The following is a 23,266-nucleotide window of genomic DNA, read 5'->3' as shown; positions in this document are numbered from 1 at the left end:
ATGAGCGTGGTGAGCTTTAAGCTGTTGGGCGCTGCGGCACTGGCGCTGGTGCTGGCCGGCTGCTCCAAGGGGCCTTCAAGTGCGGATGTTGAGGCCTTGATCAGGGCCGAAAGTGAGAATATCACCCAGCAAATGGAAGCGCTGGGTGGGGCCTTTGGCGGTGATCTGGCACGGGCGATCACCCCTGAAGTGCACAGTGTTCATGTAATCGGCTGCGAGGAAGTACGCCAGAACGTATATCGCTGTGATCTGGAAATCGACGCTACGCGGCCGATGATCGGGCGCAAGAGCGAGGTCACGCAGATGGAGTTTGTCCGGCTTAAGGATGGCCGTTGGTCGATTCTCAACTGAGTGTGGTAAACGCTTAAGGAAGTACTGATTAATTGCACGTAAGCCCGGTTGCCCGGTTGGCGCTGACCTGTTCTGGACTGTCGATGCCCTGGACGGGCATCGTCAAGCCCCCAGGGATGGGTTCACGGCGTGTCCAGAACAGGTCAGCGACAATTGGGCTAACGCTGAACGGATATAATCAGTGCTTCCTTAACGAAAGTCTTCAGTCAGGTCACTATCAAACCCTGCCGCGTCGCTGGTCGGCTCAGCCGGTGCTGCTGACTCGCTATTGTCCTTGGCCTGGTCTTCCAGCTTGGCGCGTAGCATCAGGTCGTTGCGTGAATCGGCCAGGCGCAGGGCTTCCTTGAGAGTAATTTCCCGGGCCTTGAGCAGTCGGAACAGATGTTGATCGTAGGTCTGCAGAGCCTTGTCATCGGTACCGCGACTCATCACTGCCTTGATATCGTGAAGCTCATCGCGGGCGATCAGGTTGACGATATAGGGTGTGCGCAAGAGCATTTCAACAACCGGCAATCGCTGCTTTTTTACGCCATTTGCCAGGCGTTGGCCGATAATAGCCACCATATTCATGGAGATGTCATTGAGTACCTGAGCCCGCGCCTCTTCCGGAAACAGGTTGGCGATGCGCTCCACTGCCTGCACGGTATTGGTTGCATGCAGAGTGGCCAGTACCAGGTGCCCGGTTTCACTGTAATGTAGGGCATGCTGCATGGTTTCCCGGTCGCGAATTTCACCAATCATGATCACGTCTGGGGATTCACGCAGGACATTGTGCAGCGCGGCCTTGAAACTGTGGGTGTCCAGGCCGACCTCGCGCTGATCGACGATCGAGCATTGATGGTGATGCAGAAACTCGATCGGATCCTCAATGCAGACAATATGACCCGAGCGGCAGCGGTTGCGGTAATCGATCATCGCTGCCAGGGTTGTTGATTTGCCGCTCCCGGTGGCCCCGGTTACCAGAATCAGACCACGATCAAGCAGTGACAGTTTTTCCAGCACCCGCGGTAGCCCAAGTTCGGCAAAGCTGGCGATCCGGTCACTGATAAAGCGCACGACCATGGTCACTTCACCGCGCTGCCAGTAAACGTTGACCCGAAAGCGCCCTACCCCGGCAATCCCCAGGGCAAGGTTCATTTCCAGCTGGGTTTCAAATTCCTCGATCTGCTTGGCGCTCATCAGGGCGTAAGCCAGGGTTTTGACCTGCCCTTTCTCCAGTACCTGAGTCTCGTTAAGGCGGACGAACTCACCTTCGCGCTTGAGCGTGACCGGTGCCCCCACGCTGAAAAACAGGTCAGAACCCTGTTGCTCGGCCAGCGTACGCAAGTAGTCGTGAATATCCATATCCGTTCCTTGTCAGTGCCCGGAACTGCCCGGGTTGATGGCGCTCAGGGCCTGATTGACCCAGGCCTCGGCCTCGCGATTGACCTCAATGATGGCGCGCGGGTCTGAACCCTTGGGATAGATCGCAGGGCCGATCATGACCTTGATGGTACCAGGATGTTTGTTCCAGCCATGCCGGGGCCAGTGTTCACCGGCATTGTGGGCAACCGGTACCACGGGTACCTGAGTGCTCACCGCCAGGGCCGCACCGCCGCGACTGAACTTGATTGGGGTACCGGGGGCTTTGCGGGTACCTTCGGGAAATACCAGAATCCACATTCCGTCACGCAGGCGCTGGCCGCCGATGCGGGTCAGTTGCTGGAGCGAATCGCGGGCCTTGCTGCGATCGATAGCGATCGGTTTCATCAAGGCCAGAGCCCAGCCGAAGAAGGGTACATACAGCAGTTCCTTTTTCAGCAGTTGGCTCTGCGGACGGAAGATCTGCTGCAGGAAAAAGGTTTCCCAGGTGCTCTGATGGTTGGCCAGAATGACCCCGGCCTGGTCCGGAATATTCTCCAGACCGCTGACTTCATAGCGAATACCAACCATGACCTTGCACAGCCAGATGGCGAAACGGGTCCAGCATTCGACCACCAGGCCGAAGCGCCAGCGGAACGGCAACAGCGGTGCCAGCACAAGCATCAGGATGCTCCACAGGCAGGCGCTGGAGGCCAGCAACAGGTAGAACAGGGTGATCCGCAGGAGCATGAACAGGCGCATGTCAGGGTTCCAGCAATGAGTCGACCACAGCGGCCAGGTTGTCGAAAATCAGTGTGCCGGCGGGCAGCGCCTGATTGGCGGTTTTGTTGCCCTTGCCGGTGCGCACCAGATAGGGTTTGCAACCGACGGCAACGCCGGCCTCCAGATCACGCAGGCTGTCGCCTACAGTGGGTACCCCTGAGAGACTGTCCAGGCCAAAGTAATCGGCAATCTGGCGGTACAGCCCGGGACGTGGCTTGCGGCAGTCACAGTCGTCGTCAGGGCCGTGTGGGCAGTAACGAATCAGTTCGACCTGACCGCCCTGCTCGGCCACCAGTTCGGCCAGTCTGGCGTGCATGGCTTCGAGTATTTCCTGGGTGAAATAACCGCGCGCCAGGCCGGACTGGTTGGTGGCTATGGCAATACGCCAGCCGGCTTTGCTCAGGCGCGCCATGGCCTCGATCGATCCTGGCAACGGAATCCACTCGTCGAGTGACTTGATGTAGGCGTCGGAGTCCTCGTTGATAACGCCGTCGCGGTCGAGAATGATCAGTTTCACGTCAGCCTAACAGCGAAATATCCGCCACCCCGAGAAATAGTGCGCGCAATCGGGCCAGCAACGCATAGCGGTTGGCGCGTACGGCCGGGTCTTCGGCGTTGACCAGTACCTGATCGAAGAATGCATCGACTGGGGTCCGCAGGCTGGCCAACTGCTCCAGGCTGCGTTGGTAGTCGCGGTTGGCGGCCAGCGGGGCGTTGGCCTGCTCGGCACTGTCGATGGCATTGGCCAGGGCCTGTTCGGCGGCGTCCTGCAGCAGGCTGGTGTTGACCACTGTACCGACTTCACCCTCGGCCTTGGCCAGAATGTTTGACACCCGCTTGTTGGCGGCGGCCAGGGCGTCAGCTTCGGGCAGCCGGCGGAAGGCCTGCACCGCCTGTACGCGCTGATCGAAGTCCAGCGGTGAGGCCGGGTTCAGCGCCCGTACCGACTGGTACACGGCCACGTCGATGCCTTCGTCCTCGTAACGGGCGCGCAGGCGGTCGAAGATGAAGTCCTGAACCTGAGCCAGCAGACCCTCGGCCTTGATCTTGTCGCCATACTGGGCGATCGCGCTGGTCAGGGCGCTGGTCAGATCCAGCTCCAGGCGCTTGTCGATCAGAATCCGCAGCACGCCCAGGGCTGCGCGGCGCAGGGCATAGGGGTCCTTGCTGCCGGTCGGCAGCATGCCAATGCCGAAAATGCCGACCAGGGTGTCGAGCTTGTCGGCCAGCGCCACGGCGGCACCAGTCAGCGTGCTGGGCAATTCGGCGCCGGCGCCGCGCGGCATGTACTGCTCGTTCAGTGCCAGCGCCACGTCCTCGGCTTCGCCGTCATGGCGGGCGTAGTAGTAGCCGGCAATGCCTTGCAGTTCCGGGAACTCGCCAACCATTTCGGTGGCCAGGTCGCACTTGGACAGCAGTCCGGCGCGGGCGGCGTGACTGCTGTCGCCACCGATCTGTGCGGCGATGAAGGCGGCCAGGCTGGAAACCCGTTCAGCCTTGTCCAGCACGCTGCCGAGCTGGGCCTGGAACACCACCTTGGCCAGTCGCTCGTTGCGGGTTTCCAGCGGCTGCTTCTTGTCCTGGTTGAAGAAGAACTCGGCATCGGTCAGACGCGGGCGCACTACCTTCTCGTTGCCGCTGATGATCTGCGCCGGGTCTTCACTGTCAATGTTGGCTACGGTGATAAAGCGCGGCAGCAGCTTGCCGCTGGCATCGAGCAGGCAGAAGTACTTCTGGTTGTCCTGCATGGTGCTGATCAGGGCTTCCTGCGGCACTTCGAGGAAGCGTTCCTCGAACGAGCAGACCAGAGGCACCGGCCATTCGACCAGAGCGGTCACTTCATCGAGCAGGTCATCGGGAATGATCGCACTGCCCTGCTGCTCGGCGGCCAGTTGCTCGACCCGTTGGCGAATCAGTTCCCGGCGCTCGCTGAAATCGGCGACCACAAAAGCCTGGCGCAGGCGGTCGGCGTATTCGGCTGGGGCACTGATGGTCAACTGATCCGGGTGGTGGAATCGATGGCCGCGCGACTGGTTGCCAGCGCTTTGGGCGAGAATCTCGCAGGGCACCAACTGATCGCCGAGCAGCATCACCAGCCACTGGGTCGGGCGGACGAATTCGGTCTTGTGCGCACCCCAGCGCATGCGCTTGGGAATCGGCAGCTGCGCCAGAGCTGCATCGACGATGCCAGGCAGCAGACTGGTGGCCGGCTGGCCTGGCTCGGATTTGACGAAGCGCAGCTTGGGCCCGCTTTGATCGATCTCGGTCAGCTCAACCCCGCACTTGCGGGCAAAACCCAGGGCGGCCTGGGTCGGGTTGCCGTCTTTGTCGAAGGCAGCCTGCAGCGGCGGGCCGTCGATCTGGCTGCTGCGGTCCGGCTGCTGGGTGCTCAGCTGTTCAACCAGCACGGCCAGGCGCCGGGGCGCGGCGTAGTAACGGGCGGCCTGATAGCTCAGCCCAGCGTCAGCCAGGCCCTTTTCAACACCTTCCAGGAAGGCTTCCGCCAGGCGCTTGAGGGCCTTGGGGGGCAGCTCTTCAGTGCCAAGTTCAACCAGAAAATCCTGCGCCTGCATTATTCGGCCTCCTTCAGTTTGGCCAGTACTTCATCACGCAATTCGGGGCTGGCCATCGGGAAGCCAAGACGGGCGCGGGCCAGCAGATAGCTCTGGGCAATGTTGCGCGCCAGGGCCCGCACCCGCAGGATGTAGCGTTGACGCTCGGTCACCGAAATTGCCCGACGGGCGTCGAGCAGGTTAAAGCTGTGCGAGGCCTTGATCACCATTTCGTAGGCGGGCAGCGGCAGTTGCAGCTCCATCAGCCGGTTGGCTTCGCCCTCGTAGTGATCGAACAGTTCGAACAGCTTGTCGACGTTGGCGTGCTCGAAGTTGTAGGTCGATTGCTCCACTTCGTTTTGGTGGAACACATCGCCATAGGTCACGGTGCCGAACGGGCCGTCGGAGTAAACCAGGTCGTAGACCGAGTCAACGCCCTGCAAGTACATCGCCAGACGTTCCAGACCATAGGTGATCTCGCCGGTCACCGGATAGCACTCGACCCCGCCGACCTGCTGGAAGTAGGTGAACTGGGTGACTTCCATGCCGTTGAGCCAGACTTCCCAGCCTAGCCCCCAGGCGCCCAGGGTTGGCGATTCCCAGTTGTCTTCAACGAAGCGGATATCGTGTACCAGCGGGTCGATACCGATATGCCGCAGCGAGTTCAGGTACAGCTCCTGGATATTATCCGGGTTGGGCTTGAGCACTACCTGGAACTGATAGTAATGCTGCAGACGATTGGGGTTTTCGCCGTAGCGACCATCGGCCGGGCGGCGCGAGGGTTGCACGTAGGCGGCATTCCAGGTTTCCGGGCCGATGGCGCGCAGGAAGGTGGCGGTATGGAAGGTTCCGGCACCCATTTCCATGTCGTAGGGTTGCAGGATCACACAGCCCTGCTCGGCCCAGTAGCTTTGCAGGGCGAGGATCAGGCCCTGGAATGTGCGCACGTCTGGCGTAGTTTGTGTCACGTGGTTCACCCGGTCAGGCTGAAAATAAAAGCCGGAGTATACCGTCAGATAGGGGGGACATACAGGCTGAGCCGTCGCACAAGCACAAGGTTGCAGGATGTTGCTCCGGCACTCTTGGGGTTTTACAGGGTCAGAGCCGGGTGGGAGCATTGCCCAATGCCTCTTTCTTTTCCAGACCTGTTGCAAGGAGTAACCCTGATCATGAACAAGTCCTGTGGCGTTTTGGCCCTGTCCACCGTGCTGGCCCTAGGCGCTACCCAAGCCCAGGCGCTAAGCCTGGGAGCCAGCGCCGGCAGCAATTCGTATGGCCTGGAGGCCACCCAGACGTTGGTGCCTGGTGTACGTGCCGGTGTTGGCTATCTGAAGACCGATGACAGCGGCCGCGACGCCCGCCTCTACAGCGGCTCACTGATGATTTCATTGCCTACCCCGCTGGTGGATCTCAGTGTCGGTGGCCGTTACCAGTACCAGGATACCGATTACGGTAACGGCGGTGGCCTGGGGCTGGGGGGCTCGTTGTTCGTCGATACCCCGCTACCGCGAGTGTCACTGGGTGGTTATGGCTTCTACACGCCAGAAGGCCTGACCCATGGCAATGTCAACGAGAGTTACGAATACGGTGCTCAGGTTCGGGCCAAGCTGTTTGCTCAGAGCTATGCCTACGCCGGTTATCGCTATCTGCGTACCGACTTCGATCGGCGAGGTAACCGTACCCTGGACAGCGGTCCGGTGCTGGGTGTGAGTGTCGGCTTCTGAGCGATCGGGCAAGACAAAACGGGGCCTTCGGGCTAGGCTGGTGGACCTGTAACCATTAGCCAGGAGGCCCCATGTCCGCGTCACAGGCTGTTGATTTGCCGGTTCGTTGCCGTTGGTGTTCGAGTGACCCGATTTACCAGCACTATCATGACACTGAATGGGGCGTGCCCGAGTACAACAGCCAGCAGCTATTCGAAAAGCTGCTGCTCGACGGTTTTCAAGCCGGTCTTTCATGGATCACTGTGCTGAAGAAGCGCGAGCGCTACCGTGAAGTCTATCGTGGCTTCGATCCACAGTTCATGGCCGAACAGAGCGATGAGCAACTACTGGAGCTGATGGCCGATAGTGGGATCATCCGCAATCGGCTGAAAGTTCATGGCGCCCGGCAGAATGCCCGGGCCTGGCTGCAGATGGCCCAGCATCAGGATCCAGGCCAGTGGCTTTGGCAGTTCGTCGATGGCCGACCGAAGATCAACCGGTTTGAACACCTGAGCCAGATTCCGACCCAGAGTGCCGAAGCCGTGGCCATGAGCAAGGCCTTGAAAAAGGCCGGTTTCACCTTTGTCGGGCCAACCATTTGCTATGCCTTCATGCAGGCTACCGGGATGGTGATGGACCATACCACGGACTGTTTTCGTTACCCCGAGCTGAGCTAACGGACTAATCGCGCAAAAACAGGCCCGGCGTGGTTGTGATGAAACGGCAGCCGACCCTGGTTCGGGCTACAATGGCGTTTTTTGATTGACGGGGGATAGGTGTGGAGCGACTCAAGGGCGCCATCATCGTGGGTTTTCTTCGACTGTTTTCGTTGCTGCCCTTTGCCGTGGCCCAGCGCCTGGGTGCCGGGCTGGGCTGGTTGATGTGGAAACTGCCGAACCGGTCACGGGAGGTAACCCGGATCAATCTGCAGCACTGTTTCCCGGAGCTGTCCGAATCTGAGCGTGAGCAACTGGTCGGGGAAACGCTGGTAAACATCGGCCGCAGCTTTGCCGAAAGTGCCTGCGCCTGGATGTGGTCACCGGAAAAAACGGTATCGCTGATCAAGCAGGTTGAAGGCGAGCATTTGCTTCTGGATGCCTTGGCCAAGGGCCAGGGCGTGGTCGGCATTACCAGCCACCTGGGTAATTGGGAAGTGCTCAATCACTGGTACTGCTCGCGCGCCAAGCCGATCATCTTCTATCGCCCACCCAAACAGAAAGCGGTGGATGAACTGCTGCAACGCCAGCGTACCCAGCTTGGCAACAAGGTCGCGGCCTCGACCCGCGAGGGCATCATCAGCGTCATGCGCGAGGTCAAGCGCGGTGGTTGTGTCGGTATTCCTGCCGACCCTGAACCGGCGCTCAAGAGCGGTCTGTTCGTCCCCTTTCTCGGTACCACGGCCCTGACCAGCAAATTCGTCCCTAACCTGCTCAAGGGCGGGCAGGCCAAGGCGCTGTTCTTCCACTGTCTGCGCCTGCCCGACAACAGCGGCTTCAAGGTGATACTGGAAGAGGCGCCAGAGGCGCTATACAGTAACGATGAAACCGAGGCGGTGAGCTGCATGAGTGAGGTGATCGGGCGCTATGTGGCGACCTGGCCGAGCCAATATATGTGGAGCATGAAGCGTTTCAAGAAACGCCCGGCCGGGGAAAAGAAATGGTATTGAACAACCTATAACAACGACGGCAACGACCAGGGAGAGCAGCGCGCATGGCCAATCAGCGGCAGTATCCACGGACCATGATGAAGTGTCGGATCAAGATCAGTCATCCGCAACTGGGTGAAGTGTTTGGTCAGACCCGTGATCTGTCCGACGGTGGGGTGTTTGTCGAGAATCCGCTGCTGGCCGAGCTGGCACCCGGCACTGTAGTCACCGGTCAGGTACAGGACATCCCCATGGATGCACCAGTGCTGCGGATGGTCGTTCAGCGAGTGGTGGCGGGTGAAGGTGCGGGCCTGGTCTTTCTTGACCAGTAATTGGTCCGCGCCGTATACCAAGCGTTTCTCCTAGGGCCTCAGCGCCGCCAGAACATCGGCGTCAACAGCACCAGCAGGGTGAACACCTCCAGGCGCCCGAGCAGCATGGCGAAGCTCAATACCCACTTCACTCCGTCCTGCAGTTCGCCGTAGTGTGCGGCAACCTCACCCAGGCCTGGGCCCAGGTTATTGATACAGGCAGCCAGCGCTGAAAACGCAGTGACGAAATCCAGGCCGGTGCCGAGCAGGATCAGAAACAGCACCGCGAAGGTGAACACATACACCGCGCAGAACCCCCATACCGCCTCCACCACCCGGTCAGGCACCGGTCGACTGCCAAGCTTGACTGGGAAAACCCCGTTGGGGTGCAGCAACCGCTTGATTTCACGTGAGCCCTGCTTATACAGCAGCACCACCCGAATCACCTTCATGCCGCCGCCAGTAGAGCCGGCCGAGGCGCCGATAAAGCTGGCATACAGCAGCATGAACGGCAGCAGGGTGGGCCAGGCCGAAAAATCGGTGACGCCAAAACCGGTGGTAGTGGCAATGGAGACGGTCTGGAAGGCGCTATAGCGAATGCTGGTCCAGGCATCGTGATACTGGTAGTGGATCAGCACCGCCGCGCAAACGACAAATACCGCCGCCAGGATCAGCAGATAGGCCCGGCACTCGGGGTCACGCAGGTAGTTGGTCAGGCTGCGGTGGCGCCAGGCAAGGAAATGCAGGGCGAAGTTGATCCCGGAAATGATCATGAAGATGATGCAGATCAGCTCGATCAGCGGGCTGTCGTAATAGCCGATGCTGGCGTCGTGGGTGGAGAAGCCGCCGATCGCCACGGTTGAGAAGCTATGGCCAATGGCATCGAACAGCTCCATGCCTGCGGCCCAGTAGGCCAGCGCGCAGGCCAGAGTCAGGCTGGCATAGATGTACCAGAGTACTTTGGCCGTTTCGGCGATCCGCGGGGTCAGCTTGTTTTCCTTCAGCGGCCCGGGCATTTCGGCACGATACAGCTGCATGCCACCAACCCCGAGCAAAGGCAGAATCGCCACCGCCAGCACGATGATCCCCATGCCGCCGAACCACTGCAGTTGCTGGCGATAGAACAGCAGCGCGCGTGGCAGAGTATCGAGCCCGGTGATCACCGTAGCCCCGGTGGTGGTCAGCCCGGAAAACGACTCGAACACCGCGTCGGCTACGCTCAGGTCGGGCATTTCCAACAGATACAACGGAATCGCCCCGAACAGCCCGAGTACCAGCCAGAACATCACCGTAATCAGGTAGCCGTCGCGGGTACGCAGTTCATTGCGCTGGCCGCGGGCCGGCAGCCAGATCAGAAAGCCCAGCACCATGGTGATCACGAAACCGATCAGGAAGGCCTCGCGGGCCTGCTCGCCGTAATACAGGCCAACCCCGGCTGCCGGCAGCATGCTGGTGGAAAACAGCATGAGCAGGATGCCGAGAATACGCTGGATCTGGGTGTACTGCATGAACGCGCTCCCTGCGCCTTAGAAGAAGGTCAGCCCGACCTGGAACAGACGTTCCACGTCGCGGATGCGTTTCTTGTCGATAACAAAGAGGATTACGTGGTCATCTGACTCGATTACCGTCGAATCATGGGCTATCAAAACCTCTTCATTGCGCACGATCGCGCCGATGGTGGTGCCCGGTGGCAGGTCGATGTCGCGGATGGCCTTGCCAACTACCTTGGAAGAGCGCGTATCGCCATGGGCCACCGCCTCGATTGCCTCGGCCGCGCCACGGCGCAGCGAATAGACATTGACGATGTCGCCGCGCCGAACATGAGTCAGCAAGGTGCCGATGGTGGCCTGCGAGGGCGAGATGGCGATGTCGATTTCACCGCCCTGAACCAGATCGACGTAGGCCGGGTTGTTGATCAGGGCCATGACTTTGCGGGCGCCCAGGCGCTTGGCCAGCATCGAGGACATGATGTTGGCCTCGTCATCGTTGGTCACCGCACAGAAGATATCGACTTCCTCGATATTTTCCTCGGTCAGCAGCTCCTTGTCCGAGGCGCTGCCGTGCAGCACGATGGCCCGGTCGAGGTTCTGGGACAGATAATCGGCACGGGCCTTGGACTTCTCGATGATCTTGACCTGATAGCGGGTTTCGATCGCCTCGGCCAGCCGCTCGCCGATATTGCCGCCGCCGGCGATCATGACGCGCTTGTAGTTTTTCTCCAGGCGGCGCAGCTCGCTCATGACCGCACGAATATCCGCCGTGGCAGCGACGAAAAATACCTCGTCGTCGGCTTCGATGATGGTATCGCCCTGTGGCAGGATTGGCCGGTTCTTGCGAAAGATGGCTGCTACCCGGGTATCTACGCCGGGCATGTGCTGACGCAGAAAACGTAGTTCCTGACCGACCAGCGGGCCACCGTAATAGGCTCGTACTGCCACCAGCTGGACCTTGCCCTCGGCAAAGTCGAGTACCTGCAGCGCACCGGGGTGCTCGATCAGCCGCTTGATGTAGTTGGTGACCACCTGCTCGGGGCTGATCAGTACGTCGATCGGCACTGCTTCATTCTGGAACAGCCCGCCGCGGGTCAGGTAGGCCGATTCGCGTACCCGGGCAATCTTGGTCGGGGTGCGGAACAGGGTGTAGGCGACCTGGCAGGCAATCATGTTGGTCTCGTCGCTGCTGGTCACCGCAATCAGCATGTCGGCGTCATCGGCACCGGCCTGACGCAGCACCGTGGGAAACGAGCCCTTGCCTTGTACGGTACGTATATCCAGGCGGTCGCCCAGCTCGCGCAGGCGACTGGTATCGGTATCGACCACGGTGATGTCGTTGGCCTCACTGGCCAACTCGGCGGCCAGACTGCCACCGACCTGACCGGCACCGAGAATAATGATTTTCATGTTCTCTCTCCCCCGCTGCGCGTAGTGTAGCTGGCGCGCTGCAATCAGGCGGCAATTTTGATCAGTTTGGCCAGGTAGAATCCATCATGGCCATCGTTCTGCGGCAACAACTGACGCCCGCAGGGTTGCGCCAGGCCGTAGTCGGCACTGATCTCCAGCTCACGGGCACCGGGCTGGCGCGCCAGGAAGGCAGCAATGGTCTGGCTGTTTTCTTCCGGCAGCACCGAGCAGGTGGCATACACCAACACCCCACCCACATCCAGGGTTTGCCACAACTGATCCAGCAACTGGCCCTGCAACTGTGCCAGTGCGGCTATGTCTTCAGCCTGGCGGGTCAGCTTGATGTCCGGATGGCGGCGGATCACCCCGGTGGCTGAACAGGGGGCATCGAGCAGGATGCGCTGAAATGGTCGGCCATCCCACCAGTTGCTCAGTTCGCGGGCATCGGCGGCCTTGAGGGTAGCGTGCAGCTGCAGCCGTTCAAGGTTTTCGCGGACCCGTTCAAGCCGTTTGGGTTCCAGATCCAGCGCGACCAGTTCGTCCAACGCACTCTGTTGCTCGAGGATCTGGCAGGTCTTGCCGCCCGGTGCGCAGCAGGCATCCAGCACCCGCTGGCCAGGCTTGAGTTCCAGCAGCGGCGCCGCCAGTTGCGCAGCTTCGTCCTGAACACTGACTTCACCCTCGGTAAACCCAGGCAACTGGCTGACATCACAGGGTTGCAGCAGGCGCAGGCCGACGCTGCTGAACCGGCAGGGTTCGGCGTCGATTCCGGCGTCGCTCAGGCGGCTCAGGTAGGCGCTGCGGCTGGTGCGGGCAAGGTTGACCCGCAGTGTCATCGGCGGATGGGCGTTGTTGGCCTGGCAAATGGCTTCCCAGCCATCTGGCCAGTCCTGTTTCAGGCGCTTCTGCAGCCAGCGCGGGTGAGCCAGGCGGATGGTCGGGTCGCGCTCCAGCGCCGCCAGCTGTTCGGCGCCTTCACGCTGGGCGCGCCGCAGCACGGCATTGAGCAGGCCGCTGGCCCAGGGCTTTTTCAGGGTCTTGGCGGCATTGACTGTCTCGCCGATCGCGGCGTGGGCCGGGATGCGGGTGTACAGCAGTTGATACAGGCCCACCAACAGCAGGGCGTGCAGCTCGCGTTCGGCGGCTTTCAGCGGCTTTTCCAGCAGCGCGTTGGCCAGCCCGTCCAGGCGCTGAAACCAGCGGGCGGTGCCGAAGGCCAGTTCCTGGGTGAGTGCCCGATCACGCACGCTGACCCGCTCCAGTTGTGTCGGCAGGCTGCTGCCTAGCGAGGCCTTGCCTGCCATTACCTGAGCCAAGGCGCGGGCGGCGGCCAGACGCGGGCTCACTGGCCGTTGTCCAAGCGGCTGCCAACGGCGAATTGATCGCGGCGGGCGTTGTACAGGTCGGCAAAGGCCAGCGGTTTGCCACCGGGCAATTGCAGACGGGTCAGGCGCAGGGCGCCTTCGGCGCAGGCCACCAGCAGGCCGTGCTTGCTGCAGTCAAGGATTTCACCGGGTTGGCCGCTGCCGGCTTCCGGCTGGGCGGCCCAGATCTTGAGCGGCTGGTCCTGCCAGCGGGCATGAGCCAGCGGCCAGGGATTGAAGGCGCGGATCAGCCGGTCCAGCTCAACCGCTGGGCGTTGCCAGTCGATCGCCGCGTTCTGCTTGTTCAGCTTGTGGGCATAGGTGGCCAGCGCGTCATCCTGGATCTGCCCTTGCAGGGTGCCGGCGGCCAGGGCCTGAATTGCCTTGACCACGGCGGCCGAACCCAGCTCGGCCAGCCGGTCATGCAGACTGCCGCCGGTGTCTTGGCTACTGATCGGTGTGTCGACCTTGAGCAGCATCGGGCCGGTATCCAGTCCGGCTTCCATCTGCATCACAGTGACCCCGCTGGCCTGATCACCGGCTTCGATGGCGCGCTGGATCGGTGCCGCACCGCGCCAGCGCGGCAGCAGTGAGGCATGGCTGTTGATGCAGCCCAGGCGCGGGGTATCCAGTACCGCCTGAGGCAGGATCAGGCCGTAGGCGACTACCACCATCAGGTCGGGCTGCAGCGACGCCAGCTCGCTTTGGGCTTCGGGGCTGCGCAGGCTGGCCGGCTGGTAGACCGGCAGGTCATGCGCCAGAGCCAGTTGCTTGACCGCACTCATGGCTAGTTTCTGGCCGCGTCCGGCCGGGCGGTCGGGCTGGGTGTAAACAGCGATGATATTGAGACCGGCATCGAGCAGCGCCTGCAGGTGACTGGCGGCAAACTCCGGCGTTCCGGCGAAGATCAGGCGAAGATTCTGGGCGTTCATGGGAGTCCGTAAAGAAAAGGCTTGCCGAAGCAAGCCTTGGAGTCAGGTTGTCTAGATCAGCCGCTGGCTTGCAGCCGATGCTGTTTTTCCAGTTTCTTGCGGATGCGGTCACGCTTGAGATTGGACAGATAGTCGACGAACAGCTTGCCGTTGAGGTGGTCGCACTCGTGCTGGATGCACACCGCCAGCAAACCCTCCAGTTCCCACTCGAAAGCCTCGCCGTTGCGATCCAGTGCCTTGACCCGTACGCGCTCGGGGCGGGTTACTGTCTCATAAAAGCCCGGGACCGACAGACAGCCTTCCTGCATCTGCTCCAACTCGTTGGTCAGTGGTTCCAGCACGGGGTTGATGAACACCAGTGGCTGGCTCTTGTCCTCGGAGATGTCGATGACGATCACCTGCTCGTGGACGTTGACCTGAGTCGCGGCCAAACCGATGCCGGGGGCGTCGTACATGGTCTCGAACATGTCGTCGACCAGTTTCCGGATACGGTCATCGACCACCTCCACCGGTTTGGCGATGGTGCGCAGGCGCGGGTCGGGAAACTCCAGGATGTTTAATATGGCCATGTCGGTTTGTGATGCATTCTGTGGAATAAATCTAAATTGTACTGCTAAGATGATGAGCAGCTTGGAAATAAAAACAAGTCCGGCGTTTTGAGAGTGACGCGGGGCTTGATTGCTTGCCTCTATAATAAAGGGATTCGTGTCATGAGGAAAACATTACTCGGCCTCCTGCTGCTCGGCATGAGCCTTTGGGTGCAGGCCCAAGAGTCTGTTTTTAGAGAAGGTCACCCGGAACGCTATACCGTGGTCAGAGGCGATACCCTCTGGGATATCGCTGGCCGATTCCTCAGCCTGCCGTGGAAGTGGCCGGAAATCTGGCACGCCAATCCGCAGATTGACAACCCGCACCTGATTTATCCCGGCGACATCATTTCCCTGGTCTACATCGATGGCCAGCCGCGGCTGATGGTCAGTCGTGGCGATGGCGGCACCATCAAACTGTCGCCGACCATTCGCGCCAAGCCGATTGCCGAGGCAATCCCGACCATTCCGCTGGAGGCGATCAATGCCTTCCTCAATGCCGGTCGGATTCTGGATGATCTGGACGCCATCGAGCAGGCCCCGTATGTCATTGGTGGCGAGGCCGAAAGTGTGGTGGCAGGCGCCGGCAGCAAGGTTTATGCCCGGGGTGATGTTGACCAGTCGGTACCGGCTTTCGGCATCTACCGGCGCGGCAAGTCGTTCTCTGACCCGGAAACCGGCGAGTTCCTCGGCCTGCATGCCCAGGATATCGGCACCGGTGAAGTGGTGGCCAACGAGCGCGATATCGTTACCCTCAACATCAGCCGCAGCCGTCAGGAAGTGCGGGTCGGTGATCGACTGATGGAAACCGAAGAGCGGCCGGTGGCCTCGACTTTCTTCCCCAGCGACCCGGATCAGCAGGTCGAGGGCCTGATTCTCGACGTTCCCCATGGCGTGACTCAGATCGGCCTGTACGATGTAGTGATCCTCAACAAGGGCATTCGCGACGGACTCAAGGAAGGCTCGGTGCTGGCGATCTACAAGACCGGCGAAGTGGTTCGCGACCGGGTACGCAACGAGCAGGTTCGTCTGCCCGATGAGCGTGCCGGCCTGCTGATGGTGTTCCGCCCCTACGAAAAACTGAGTTACGGCATTGTCCTCAACGCCAACCGCCAACTGGCAATCATGGACAAGGTTCGCAACCCCTGAAACCTCTGATGTACTGCTGACGCCACCTGCGGGTGGCGTCTTGCTGTCAGTCTTCCCCCGATCAAGGATGATCCATGACTAGCCTGTCTCCCGCCCGGCACGAGGCCTGGCTGACGTTGGCGTTGCTCGAGGGCCTGGGAGCCCGTTCGCTGCGCCGTCTGTTTGATGTTCAACCCGATCCCGTAGCCTTGCTCAGCAGCACGCCCTCAAGCCTGAAGGCGATGGGTATGAGTCCGCGTGCGCTGGAAGCGCTGTTGCGTTTGCGGGCTGGTCAGGACCAGGAGTTGAAACAGCGCTTGGCCTTGGCCTGGCAATGGTCGGAGCAGCCAGGTCAGCATGTTCTGTGTCTGGGTGAACCGGACTATCCCGAGCTGTTGCGCCAGATTGCTGATCCTCCGGCGGTGCTGTTCGTGCGTGGCAATCCGGCGCTGCTGCAGGATCCGCAACTGGCCATGGTTGGCACCCGTCATCCGAGTCCGCGTGGGGCGGCAACCGCTCGCGAGTTCGCCAGTGCCTTCGCCGCCAGCGGATTGTGCGTGACCAGTGGTATGGCCCTGGGTATTGATGGCGCCTGTCATCAGGGCGCGCTGGAAGCCGGAGGGCATACCGTGGCGGTCTGGGGTACCGGGCTGGATTGTTGTTACCCGAAACGTCATGCCGGTCTGGCCGAGACCATCGTCGCCTCGGGTGGAGCACTGGTGTCGGCGTTCTGGCCCGACACCAAGGCGCAACCAGGACAGTTTCCCAGTCGCAACCGGGTTATCAGTGGCTTGAGTCTGGGCACCCTGGTGGTCGAGGCCAGCCTCAACAGCGGCTCGCTGATTACCGCGCGCCTGGCTCTGGAACAGAACCGCGAGGTGTTCGCCATGCCCGGCTCAATCCACAACCCCCAGGCTCGCGGCTGTCACCGCTTGTTGCGTGATGGCGCGCATCTGGTGGAAACCGTCAACGATGTGCTGCGGGTTCTGCACCAGCCTTTGTGTCAGGCCTTGCAGCCGAGTGAAGACCCACGTCGTAGCGACAATCCGTTGTGGCGCTGGCTTGACAACGAACCGGTCAGTGTCGACTGGCTCAGCGAGCAGAGTGGTCAGCCGGTGCATGTGGTGTTGCAGCGGCTGATGGATCTGGAGCTGGAAGGCCTGGTTCTGCACGGCCCTGCCGGTTATTGTCGGCGCCCGGCTTGAGCTGTCAGCCTGGCTCGGCTACTGTCGCAGCCACAGGCAATCAACGGGAGCGACAACATGGTGTCGAGCTGGCGGCTCAGGCAGATCAATCAAACCATCCAGACTGGTGGGGTCATCGCCTACCCGACCGAAGCGGTCTGGGGGCTGGGCTGTAACCCGTGGCAGGCCGAGGCGGTCGAGCGGCTGCTGACTATCAAGCAGCGACCGGTGCACAAGGGCGTGATTCTGGTGGCCGGAGCCATTGAGCAGTTCGATTTTCTGCTCTGGGATTTGCCCGATGCGCAACTGGCCCGGCTGCGGCTGTCCTGGCCTGGCCCCAACACCTGGCTGGTGCCGCATCAGGACCGTTTGCCAGCCTGGGTTACAGGCCAGCATGAGACAGTTGCACTGCGGGTCAGTGATCACCCGCTGATCCGCCAGCTATGCGCGGTCAGTGGTCCGCTGGTGTCGACTTCGGCCAATCCGGCCGGCCGACCTCCGGCTCGCTCCAGGCTGCGGATAGAGCAATATTTTCATGCTCAATTGGACGCTATTGTGCCTGGTGCTTTGGGTGGACGGCGCAATCCCAGTATCATTCGTGATGTACGTACCGAACAGATCATCCGACCGTCCTGAGAGTTGCCGTGAAAAACGATATGCCCCAGGCCACCGACGTGGCCGCTGTCAAAGCCTACCTGATGGATCTGCAGGAGCGCATCTGCGCTGCCCTGGAGGCAGCCGACGGTGGGGCCCGGTTCAGTGCCGACAGTTGGGAGCGGCCCGGTGGCGGCGGTGGGCGTTCACGGATCATTGAAAACGGTGCGGTGCTGGAGAAGGGGGGCGTCGGCTTCTCCCATGTATTTGGCGACGGGATGCCGCCCTCGGCCACCGCCCATCGGCCGGAGCTGGCCGGGCGGCGGTTCCAGGCCATGGGCGTGTCGCTGGTGATGCACCCGGACAACCCGCATATTCCCACCTCGCATGCCAATGTGCGGTTTTTCATCGCCGAGAAGGAGGGTGCCGATCCGGTCTGGTGGTTTGGTGGTGGTTTCGATCTGACCCCCTACTACGGCAACGAGGACGACTGCGTGCATTGGCACCGGGTAGCCCGTGATGCCTGTGCGCCCTTTGGTGCCGAAGTCTATCCACGCTTCAAACAGTGGTGTGACGAATACTTCTTCCTCAAGCACCGCAATGAAGCGCGTGGTATCGGTGGGCTGTTCTTCGATGACCTGAATGATTGGGGCTTTGAGCGCAGCTTTGAATTCCTGCGGGCGATTGGCGACGCCTATCTGGCGGCCTATCTGCCGATCATCGAGCGGCGTCGCGGTATGCCGTTCAGCGCCGAGCAGAAAACTTTCCAGGAGTACCGGCGCGGGCGTTACGTTGAGTTCAATCTGGTCTGGGACCGTGGCACCCTGTTTGGGTTGCAGACTGGCGGGCGGACCGAGTCGATCCTGATGTCGTTGCCACCGACAGTGCGCTGGGGTTACGACTGGCAGCCCGAGCCGGGTAGTGCTGAAGCGCGCCTGGTGGAAGAGTTTTTGCCCCCGCGCGACTGGCTCGAAGGAGTGAACTGATGGACAGATACGCAGTGATCGGTAATCCGATCAGTCACAGCAAGTCGCCACAGATTCATGCTCAGTTTGCCGCCCAGACCGGTCAGGCGATGAGTTACGAGGCACTGCTGGCGCCGCTGGATGATTTCGCTGGCAGCCTGCGCGAGTTCTTCGTGGGCGGGCTGGGGGTCAATGTCACGGTGCCGTTCAAGGAGCAGGCCTGGGCGTTGGTGGATGAGCGGACGCCGGCCGCTGAGCGCGCGGGTGCGGTGAATACCATCAAGCGTCTGGCCGATGGCCGGCTGCTGGGCGACAACACCGATGGCAAGGGGCTGGTGCGTGATATCCAGATCAACCACGGCCTGGCGCTCAAGGGCCTGCGGATTTTGCTGGTGGGTGCTGGTGGCGCTGCTCGCGGGGTGATTCAGCCGATTCTTGATGCGGCACCCGAACAGCTCTGCGTAGTCAATCGCACGGTGGCCAAGGCCGAGCAACTGGCGGCGCTGTTTGTCGATCAGGGCCCGATCAGCGCTGCCGGGTTCGACTGGATCGAAGAACCGGTCGATCTGATCATCAATGCCACCTCGGCCAGTCTCGCAGGTGAGCTGCCGGCGATCTCGCCCAAGCTGATCCAGCCCGGTCACACGGTCTGTTATGACATGATGTACGCCAAGGAACCAACGACCTTCAACCGCTGGGCCGCTGAACACGGCGCAGCACGTTGCATCGACGGCTTGGGCATGCTGGTCGAGCAGGCCGCCGAAGCGTTCCAATTGTGGCGTGGCGTGCGCCCGGATACCGGCCCAGTATTGGCGGCACTCCGCTAGGGCCTGTACGAAAAGTGCCTACGCTCGGTGACTGTTCGTACAGACCCTAGGGTCTGAGCGCGGCGGCCAGTTCCCGTACCAGTGCCAGAGCCGCATCCACCCCCTGCTCCTGCAGCCGTTCGACCAGCGCTGAACCGATCACCACCCCTTCGGCCAACTGTGCCAGGGCTGCGGCCTGCGAAGGCTGGCGTACGCCAAAGCCCACACACAGCGGCAGTGTCGTCTGCTGGCGAATGCGCTCCAGGCTGCTGGCGACACTGGCGCTGTCGGCTTGGCCGACTCCGGTCACGCCATTGAGCGCAACGTGGTAGATAAAGCCTTCGGCCTGCTCCAGCAGCCTGGACAGGCGCTGGGCATCGGTGCCCGGGGTGGTCATGCGAATCATCCGGATGCCGGCGGCACGGGCCAGTGGTCCCAGCTCCTGATCGTGTTCGGCGGGGAGGTCGACAATCAGCAAACCATCGACGCCGGCGTCGGCCGCTGCGGCGATGAAGGCTTCAGCGCCAAACCGATAGATCGGGTTGTAATAGCCCATCAGCACCAGCGGGGTGTGCTGATCGCTGCGGCGAAAGTCGCGCACCAGCGCCAGCGTGCGCGCCAGACTCTGGCCGGCCTGCAGTGCCCGCTGGGTAGCAGCCTGGATGGTCGGGCCATCGGCCATCGGGTCGCTGAACGGCATGCCCAGCTCGATCAGGTCGGCGCCAGCCTGGGGCAGGCCCTGGAGCAGCGCCAGACTAGTGGAGTAATCCGGATCGCCGGCGCACAGATAGGTGACCAGTGCGGCACGCTTGTCGGAGCGCAGTTCGGCAAAGCGGTGCTCAATGCGTTGGCTGTTCATGCCTGTTCCTCCATCAGTTGCAGTACGGTCGGCATGTCCTTGTCGCCACGGCCGGACAGGCAGACCACCAGCAGGTGATCGGTCGGCAGATCAGGCGCACGCCGGGCCACTTCGGCCAGGGCGTGGGCGGTTTCCAGGGCCGGGATGATGCCTTCGCGACGGCAGCAGTTATGGAAGGCCGCCAGCGCCTGTTGGTCGTTGATGGCGACGTATTCGACCCGCCCCTGCTCGTGCAACCAGGCATGTTCAGGGCCGATCCCGGGATAGTCGAGCCCGGCCGAGATCGAATGGGCGTCGGTGATCTGACCGTCGGCGTTCTGCAGCAGATAGGTGCGGTTGCCGTGCAGTACGCCGGGTGTGCCGCCTTGCAGGCTGGCGGCGTGCAGGCCGCTGGCGAGCCCGTGACCGGCGGCCTCGACGCCGATGATCTGCACCTCGGGGTCGTCGAGAAAGGGGTGGAACAGGCCCATAGCATTGGAGCCGCCGCCGATGCAGGCGATCAGGCTGTCTGGCAGCCGACCTTCGCGGGTCAGCATCTGCTCGCGGGTTTCCCGGCCGATCACCGCCTGGAACTCGCGGACCATGGTTGGGTACGGGTGTGGGCCGGCCACGGTGCCGATCAGGTAATAGCTGTTGTCGATGTGGGTCACCCAGTCGCGCAGGGCTTCGTTCATGGCGTCCTTGAGGGTCCCGGTTCCCGAGTTCACCGGCACGATCCGGGCGCCGAGCAGGCGCATGCGGGCAACATTGTCGCGCTGGCGCTGGATATCGGTAGCGCCCATGTAGACCACGCATTCCAGGCCAAAGCGGGCCGCCACCGTGGCAGTCGCTACCCCGTGCATGCCGGCGCCGGTTTCGGCAATGATGCGGGTCTTGCCCATGCGCCTGGCAAGCAGGATTTGGCCGATGCAGTTGTTGATCTTGTGCGCGCCGGTATGGTTGAGCTCCTCGCGCTTGAAGAAGATCCGGGCGCCGCCATACTGCTCGGTCAGGCGCTCGGCGAAATACAGCGGGCTGGGGCGGCCGACGAACTCGGCCTGAAAACGGTCCAGCTCGGCTATAAAGTCAGGCTCGATCAGGGCCTGATTGAAGGCCTGCTCCAGTTCCAGAACCAGCGGCATCAGATTCTCGGCGACGAAGCGGCCACCGAACTGGCCGAATTGGCCCAGCGCGTCGGCTTGGCGGCGATAACGGGGTGTGGACATGGCAACCTCCTGAAACAGTAGCCACAGGTTAGGTTGAACAGGCGCCGGAAAAAATCGATAAGATAGCTCCAACCTGTGAGAAAAGCTGACAGATAGCCATGGCCAGAGATCTTCCATCACTTAATGCGCTTAAGGCCTTCGAGGTCGCCGCCCGACTGGAAAGTGTGAGCCAGGCGGCAGAGGCGCTACATGTCACCCACGGTGCGGTCAGTCGTCAGATCCGCACGCTGGAGCAGGAATTGGGGGTGGCGCTGTTCGACAAGGCGGGACGAGGATTGCGCCTGACCGCCGCCGGGCGGCGCCTGCGCGATGCCTGCGGTGAGGCTTTCGGGCAACTGCGACTGGCCTGTGAGGATATCCGTCAGGCCGAGCAGGCTGCGCCGTTCCTGCTGGCCTGTCCCGGCAGTCTGCTGGCGCGCTGGTTCATTCCCCGGCTGGATCGGCTGCAGCGCCAGTTGCCCCAGCTCAACCTGCACCTGTCGGCCAGCGAGGGAGAGCTGGACCCGCGTCGGCCCGGGGTCAGCGCTACCCTGATGTTCGCCGCGCCGCCCTGGCCGGCCGACATGCAGGTCTATCCTGTAGCCAAGGAACGGATCGGCCCGGTGTTCAGCCCGCGCTATGCCGGCGCCCAGCGGCTGCATGGGCAAAGCGCGCAGATTCTGACCACCGAGCCGTTGCTGCATACCCGCTCGCGGCCACAGGCCTGGGCCGATTGGGCCAGGGCCCAGCAGCTTGAACCGCAGGCACTGAATCAGGCCCAGGGTTTCGAGCATCTGTACTACCTGCTGGAGGCGGCACTGGCCGGGCTGGGGGTGGCAATTGCGCCGCAGTTGCTGGTGGCGGACGATCTGGCCGAAGGTCGCTTGCTGGCGCCTTGGGGCTTTGTCGAAACCGGGCATTCTCTGGGGCTGTGGGTGCCGGCCCGGCACAACCAGAGCCAGGCCCAGGCGTTGCTGGGCTGGCTGGAGGAGCAAGTGTGAACAGACTGTTGTGGTTGGCGCTGGGGCTGTTGTGGTTGGCGGGCTGCGCCCGGGTCGAGTATCTGCATCAGGCCTGGCAGGGCCAGCGCGAGGTCATGCGTCTGGCGGTGCCGGTTGCGGATATTCTGGCTGACCCGGAGGCCGACCCGGCCTTGCAGGCGCGCCTGGCGCTGGCGCTGGAGGCCCGGCGGTTCGCCAGCGAGCAGTTGGGGTTACCGGACAACCCCAGCTATACCCGCTATGCCCAATTGCCGCGCAGCTACGTGTTATGGAATGTATTCGTCACCCCGGAACTGTCGCTCAAGCCGATCGAGCACTGCTACCCGCTGGCCGGCTGCATTGCCTACCGGGGCTACTTCAACGAGGCACGGGCCGAAGCCGAGGCCAAGCGCTGGCAGGCCAGGGGCATGGATGTCTATGTCGGCCCGGTGCCGGCCTACTCAACCCTGGGTTGGTACGACGACCCGCTGCTCAGCTCCATGCTGCACTGGGGAGATGATTATCTGGCCGGGCTGATTTTCCATGAACTGGCCCACCAGCATTTCTATGTGCGTGACGACACCAGCTTCAACGAATCCTACGCCAGCTTCGTCGAACAGCAGGGCTTGCGTCAGTGGCGCGAGCAGCGCGGTCAGCCCGCTGAGGATCCGCGTCAGGCCCGCCAGGGACGGGAGTTCACCGAACTGATGCTGGATACCCGGCGGCAATTGGCGCAGCTGTATGCCAGTGAGCTGGACGATCAGGCCAAGCGTGAAGGCAAGCAGCAAATGCTGGCCGAGCTGCAGCAGCGCTACCAGGATTGGCGCGATCAGCGCTGGGATGGCAGCCGGCGTTTCGATGGCTGGTTCGTCAGACCCTTGAACAATGCCAGCCTGCTGCCGTTTGGCTTGTATGACCAGTGGGTGCCGGCGTTCGAACGGTTATTTCAGCAACTGGGTGAGGATTGGCCGGCGTTTCATGCTGAGGTCAAGGCTCTGGGCGGGGTTGCGGCGCCACAGCGTCGGCAGCGTCTGGAGGCCTTGCTGGACGAGTCCGCCAACTGCGACAACTCAAGCGCGGCGTGCTAGCCTTAGTGT

24 protein-coding genes are annotated in these 23,266 nt (G+C 62.0%); 12 read left to right on the top strand and 12 right to left on the bottom strand.

Annotation, left to right across the window (positions count from 1 at the left end; genetic code table 11):
- Positions 1-351 carry a hypothetical protein gene (locus BVH74_RS04685; RefSeq protein WP_080048946.1) on the top strand — a complete coding sequence of 117 codons (351 nt, stop codon included), beginning with the start codon at positions 1-3 and terminating at the stop codon, positions 349-351.
- Positions 352-540: 189 nt separating this feature from the next.
- On the opposite strand, the gene BVH74_RS04680 is transcribed toward BVH74_RS04685, so the two are convergent.
- From BVH74_RS04680 to glyQ, 5 genes are read right to left on the bottom strand one after another with little or no spacing between them, the layout of a single operon-like run.
- Positions 541-1,695: a PilT/PilU family type 4a pilus ATPase gene (locus BVH74_RS04680; RefSeq protein ID WP_080048945.1), complete on the bottom strand. Its 1,155-nt coding sequence runs from the start codon at positions 1,693-1,695 to the stop codon at positions 541-543.
- 12 nt (positions 1,696-1,707) lie between these two features.
- A complete protein-coding gene (locus BVH74_RS04675) occupies positions 1,708-2,454 on the bottom strand; it encodes a lysophospholipid acyltransferase family protein (protein WP_080048944.1) in 747 nt (248 codons plus the stop codon).
- A 1-nt stretch (position 2,455) separates the two neighbouring features.
- On the bottom strand, positions 2,456-2,992 hold the full coding sequence (gene gmhB, locus BVH74_RS04670; RefSeq protein WP_080048943.1) for a D-glycero-beta-D-manno-heptose 1,7-bisphosphate 7-phosphatase: 537 nt from the start codon (positions 2,990-2,992) through the stop codon (positions 2,456-2,458).
- Position 2,993: 1 nt separating this feature from the next.
- Positions 2,994-5,048, bottom strand: a complete 2,055-nt coding sequence (glyS, locus tag BVH74_RS04665) for a glycine--tRNA ligase subunit beta (protein WP_080048942.1) — start codon at positions 5,046-5,048, stop codon at positions 2,994-2,996.
- Positions 5,048-5,995, bottom strand: coding sequence for a glycine--tRNA ligase subunit alpha (gene glyQ, locus BVH74_RS04660; RefSeq protein WP_080048941.1), 948 nt, complete (start codon positions 5,993-5,995; stop codon positions 5,048-5,050). Before glyQ ends, glyS begins: the two co-directional genes overlap by 1 nt.
- A 201-nt stretch (positions 5,996-6,196) precedes the next feature.
- On the opposite strand from glyQ, the gene BVH74_RS04655 reads away from it, so the two are divergent.
- The 4 genes from BVH74_RS04655 (at position 6,197) to BVH74_RS04640 (ending at position 8,707) form a co-directional block, all read left to right on the top strand.
- Positions 6,197-6,751, top strand: a complete 555-nt coding sequence (locus tag BVH74_RS04655; protein WP_080048940.1) for a YfaZ family outer membrane protein — start codon at positions 6,197-6,199, stop codon at positions 6,749-6,751.
- 71 nt (positions 6,752-6,822) lie between these two features.
- Positions 6,823-7,407, top strand: coding sequence for a DNA-3-methyladenine glycosylase I (locus BVH74_RS04650; protein WP_373279476.1), 585 nt, complete (start codon positions 6,823-6,825; stop codon positions 7,405-7,407).
- 101 nt (positions 7,408-7,508) lie between these two features.
- Positions 7,509-8,396, top strand: a complete 888-nt coding sequence (locus tag BVH74_RS04645) for a lysophospholipid acyltransferase (RefSeq protein ID WP_080048939.1) — start codon at positions 7,509-7,511, stop codon at positions 8,394-8,396.
- A 44-nt stretch (positions 8,397-8,440) separates the two neighbouring features.
- Positions 8,441-8,707 (top strand): PilZ domain-containing protein, encoded by a 267-nt coding sequence (locus tag BVH74_RS04640; RefSeq protein ID WP_080048938.1) that lies wholly within the window; start codon positions 8,441-8,443, stop codon positions 8,705-8,707.
- 38 nt (positions 8,708-8,745) lie between these two features.
- Here BVH74_RS04640 and BVH74_RS04635 read toward each other — a convergent pair whose 3' ends face one another.
- The 5 genes from BVH74_RS04635 to def are packed head-to-tail and all read right to left on the bottom strand — an operon-like array spanning position 8,746 to position 14,451.
- Complete coding sequence (locus BVH74_RS04635) at positions 8,746-10,194, bottom strand: TrkH family potassium uptake protein (protein WP_080048937.1); 1,449 nt, start codon at positions 10,192-10,194, stop codon at positions 8,746-8,748.
- An 18-nt stretch (positions 10,195-10,212) separates the two neighbouring features.
- Entirely contained in the window at positions 10,213-11,586 is a 1,374-nt protein-coding gene (trkA, locus tag BVH74_RS04630) for a Trk system potassium transporter TrkA (protein ID WP_080048936.1), read from the bottom strand.
- A 44-nt stretch (positions 11,587-11,630) separates the two neighbouring features.
- Positions 11,631-12,932 carry a 16S rRNA (cytosine(967)-C(5))-methyltransferase RsmB gene (gene rsmB, locus BVH74_RS04625; protein WP_080048935.1) on the bottom strand — a complete coding sequence of 434 codons (1,302 nt, stop codon included), beginning with the start codon at positions 12,930-12,932 and terminating at the stop codon, positions 11,631-11,633.
- Positions 12,929-13,882: a methionyl-tRNA formyltransferase gene (gene fmt, locus BVH74_RS04620; protein ID WP_080048934.1), complete on the bottom strand. Its 954-nt coding sequence runs from the start codon at positions 13,880-13,882 to the stop codon at positions 12,929-12,931. The genes rsmB and fmt overlap by 4 nt, the downstream gene beginning before the upstream one ends.
- Positions 13,883-13,938: 56 nt before the next feature.
- Positions 13,939-14,451: a peptide deformylase gene (gene def / locus BVH74_RS04615; RefSeq protein ID WP_080048933.1), complete on the bottom strand. Its 513-nt coding sequence runs from the start codon at positions 14,449-14,451 to the stop codon at positions 13,939-13,941.
- Positions 14,452-14,592: 141 nt separating this feature from the next.
- Here def and BVH74_RS04610 point away from each other — a divergent pair, with 141 nt between their 5' ends.
- The 5 genes from BVH74_RS04610 (at position 14,593) to aroE (ending at position 19,167) form a co-directional block, all read left to right on the top strand.
- Positions 14,593-15,618: a LysM peptidoglycan-binding domain-containing protein gene (locus tag BVH74_RS04610; RefSeq protein WP_080048932.1), complete on the top strand. Its 1,026-nt coding sequence runs from the start codon at positions 14,593-14,595 to the stop codon at positions 15,616-15,618.
- A 74-nt stretch (positions 15,619-15,692) separates the two neighbouring features.
- On the top strand, positions 15,693-16,802 hold the full coding sequence (gene dprA, locus BVH74_RS04605; RefSeq protein WP_080048931.1) for a DNA-processing protein DprA: 1,110 nt from the start codon (positions 15,693-15,695) through the stop codon (positions 16,800-16,802).
- A gap of 57 nt (positions 16,803-16,859) precedes the next feature.
- A complete protein-coding gene (gene tsaC / locus BVH74_RS04600) occupies positions 16,860-17,417 on the top strand; it encodes an L-threonylcarbamoyladenylate synthase type 1 TsaC (protein WP_080048930.1) in 558 nt (185 codons plus the stop codon).
- A 20-nt stretch (positions 17,418-17,437) separates the two neighbouring features.
- Positions 17,438-18,361, top strand: a complete 924-nt coding sequence (hemF, locus tag BVH74_RS04595) for an oxygen-dependent coproporphyrinogen oxidase (RefSeq protein WP_080048929.1) — start codon at positions 17,438-17,440, stop codon at positions 18,359-18,361.
- Positions 18,361-19,167, top strand: coding sequence for a shikimate dehydrogenase (gene aroE / locus BVH74_RS04590; protein WP_080048928.1), 807 nt, complete (start codon positions 18,361-18,363; stop codon positions 19,165-19,167). Before hemF ends, aroE begins: the two co-directional genes overlap by 1 nt.
- 46 nt (positions 19,168-19,213) lie before the next feature.
- On the opposite strand, the gene trpA is transcribed toward aroE, so the two are convergent.
- Together trpA and trpB are read right to left on the bottom strand one after the other, a co-directional pair.
- A complete protein-coding gene (gene trpA / locus BVH74_RS04585; RefSeq protein WP_080048927.1) occupies positions 19,214-20,005 on the bottom strand; it encodes a tryptophan synthase subunit alpha in 792 nt (263 codons plus the stop codon).
- Entirely contained in the window at positions 20,002-21,210 is a 1,209-nt protein-coding gene (trpB, locus tag BVH74_RS04580) for a tryptophan synthase subunit beta (protein WP_080048926.1), read from the bottom strand. Before trpB ends, trpA begins: the two co-directional genes overlap by 4 nt.
- Before the next feature lie 98 nt (positions 21,211-21,308).
- Here trpB and BVH74_RS04575 point away from each other — a divergent pair, with 98 nt between their 5' ends.
- Positions 21,309-22,190 carry a LysR family transcriptional regulator gene (locus BVH74_RS04575; RefSeq protein ID WP_080048925.1) on the top strand — a complete coding sequence of 294 codons (882 nt, stop codon included), beginning with the start codon at positions 21,309-21,311 and terminating at the stop codon, positions 22,188-22,190.
- Entirely contained in the window at positions 22,187-23,257 is a 1,071-nt protein-coding gene (locus BVH74_RS04570) for an aminopeptidase (RefSeq protein ID WP_231705567.1), read from the top strand. Before BVH74_RS04575 ends, BVH74_RS04570 begins: the two co-directional genes overlap by 4 nt.
- Positions 23,258-23,266 lie beyond the last annotated feature (9 nt).

Origin of the sequence: Halopseudomonas phragmitis, from assembly GCF_002056295.1 — a bacterium.
Taxonomy (GTDB): Bacteria; Pseudomonadota; Gammaproteobacteria; order Pseudomonadales; family Pseudomonadaceae; genus Halopseudomonas; species Halopseudomonas phragmitis.
The sequence above is the reverse complement of the archived record's forward strand: the minus strand, read 5'-3'. Positions and strand labels throughout refer to the sequence as shown.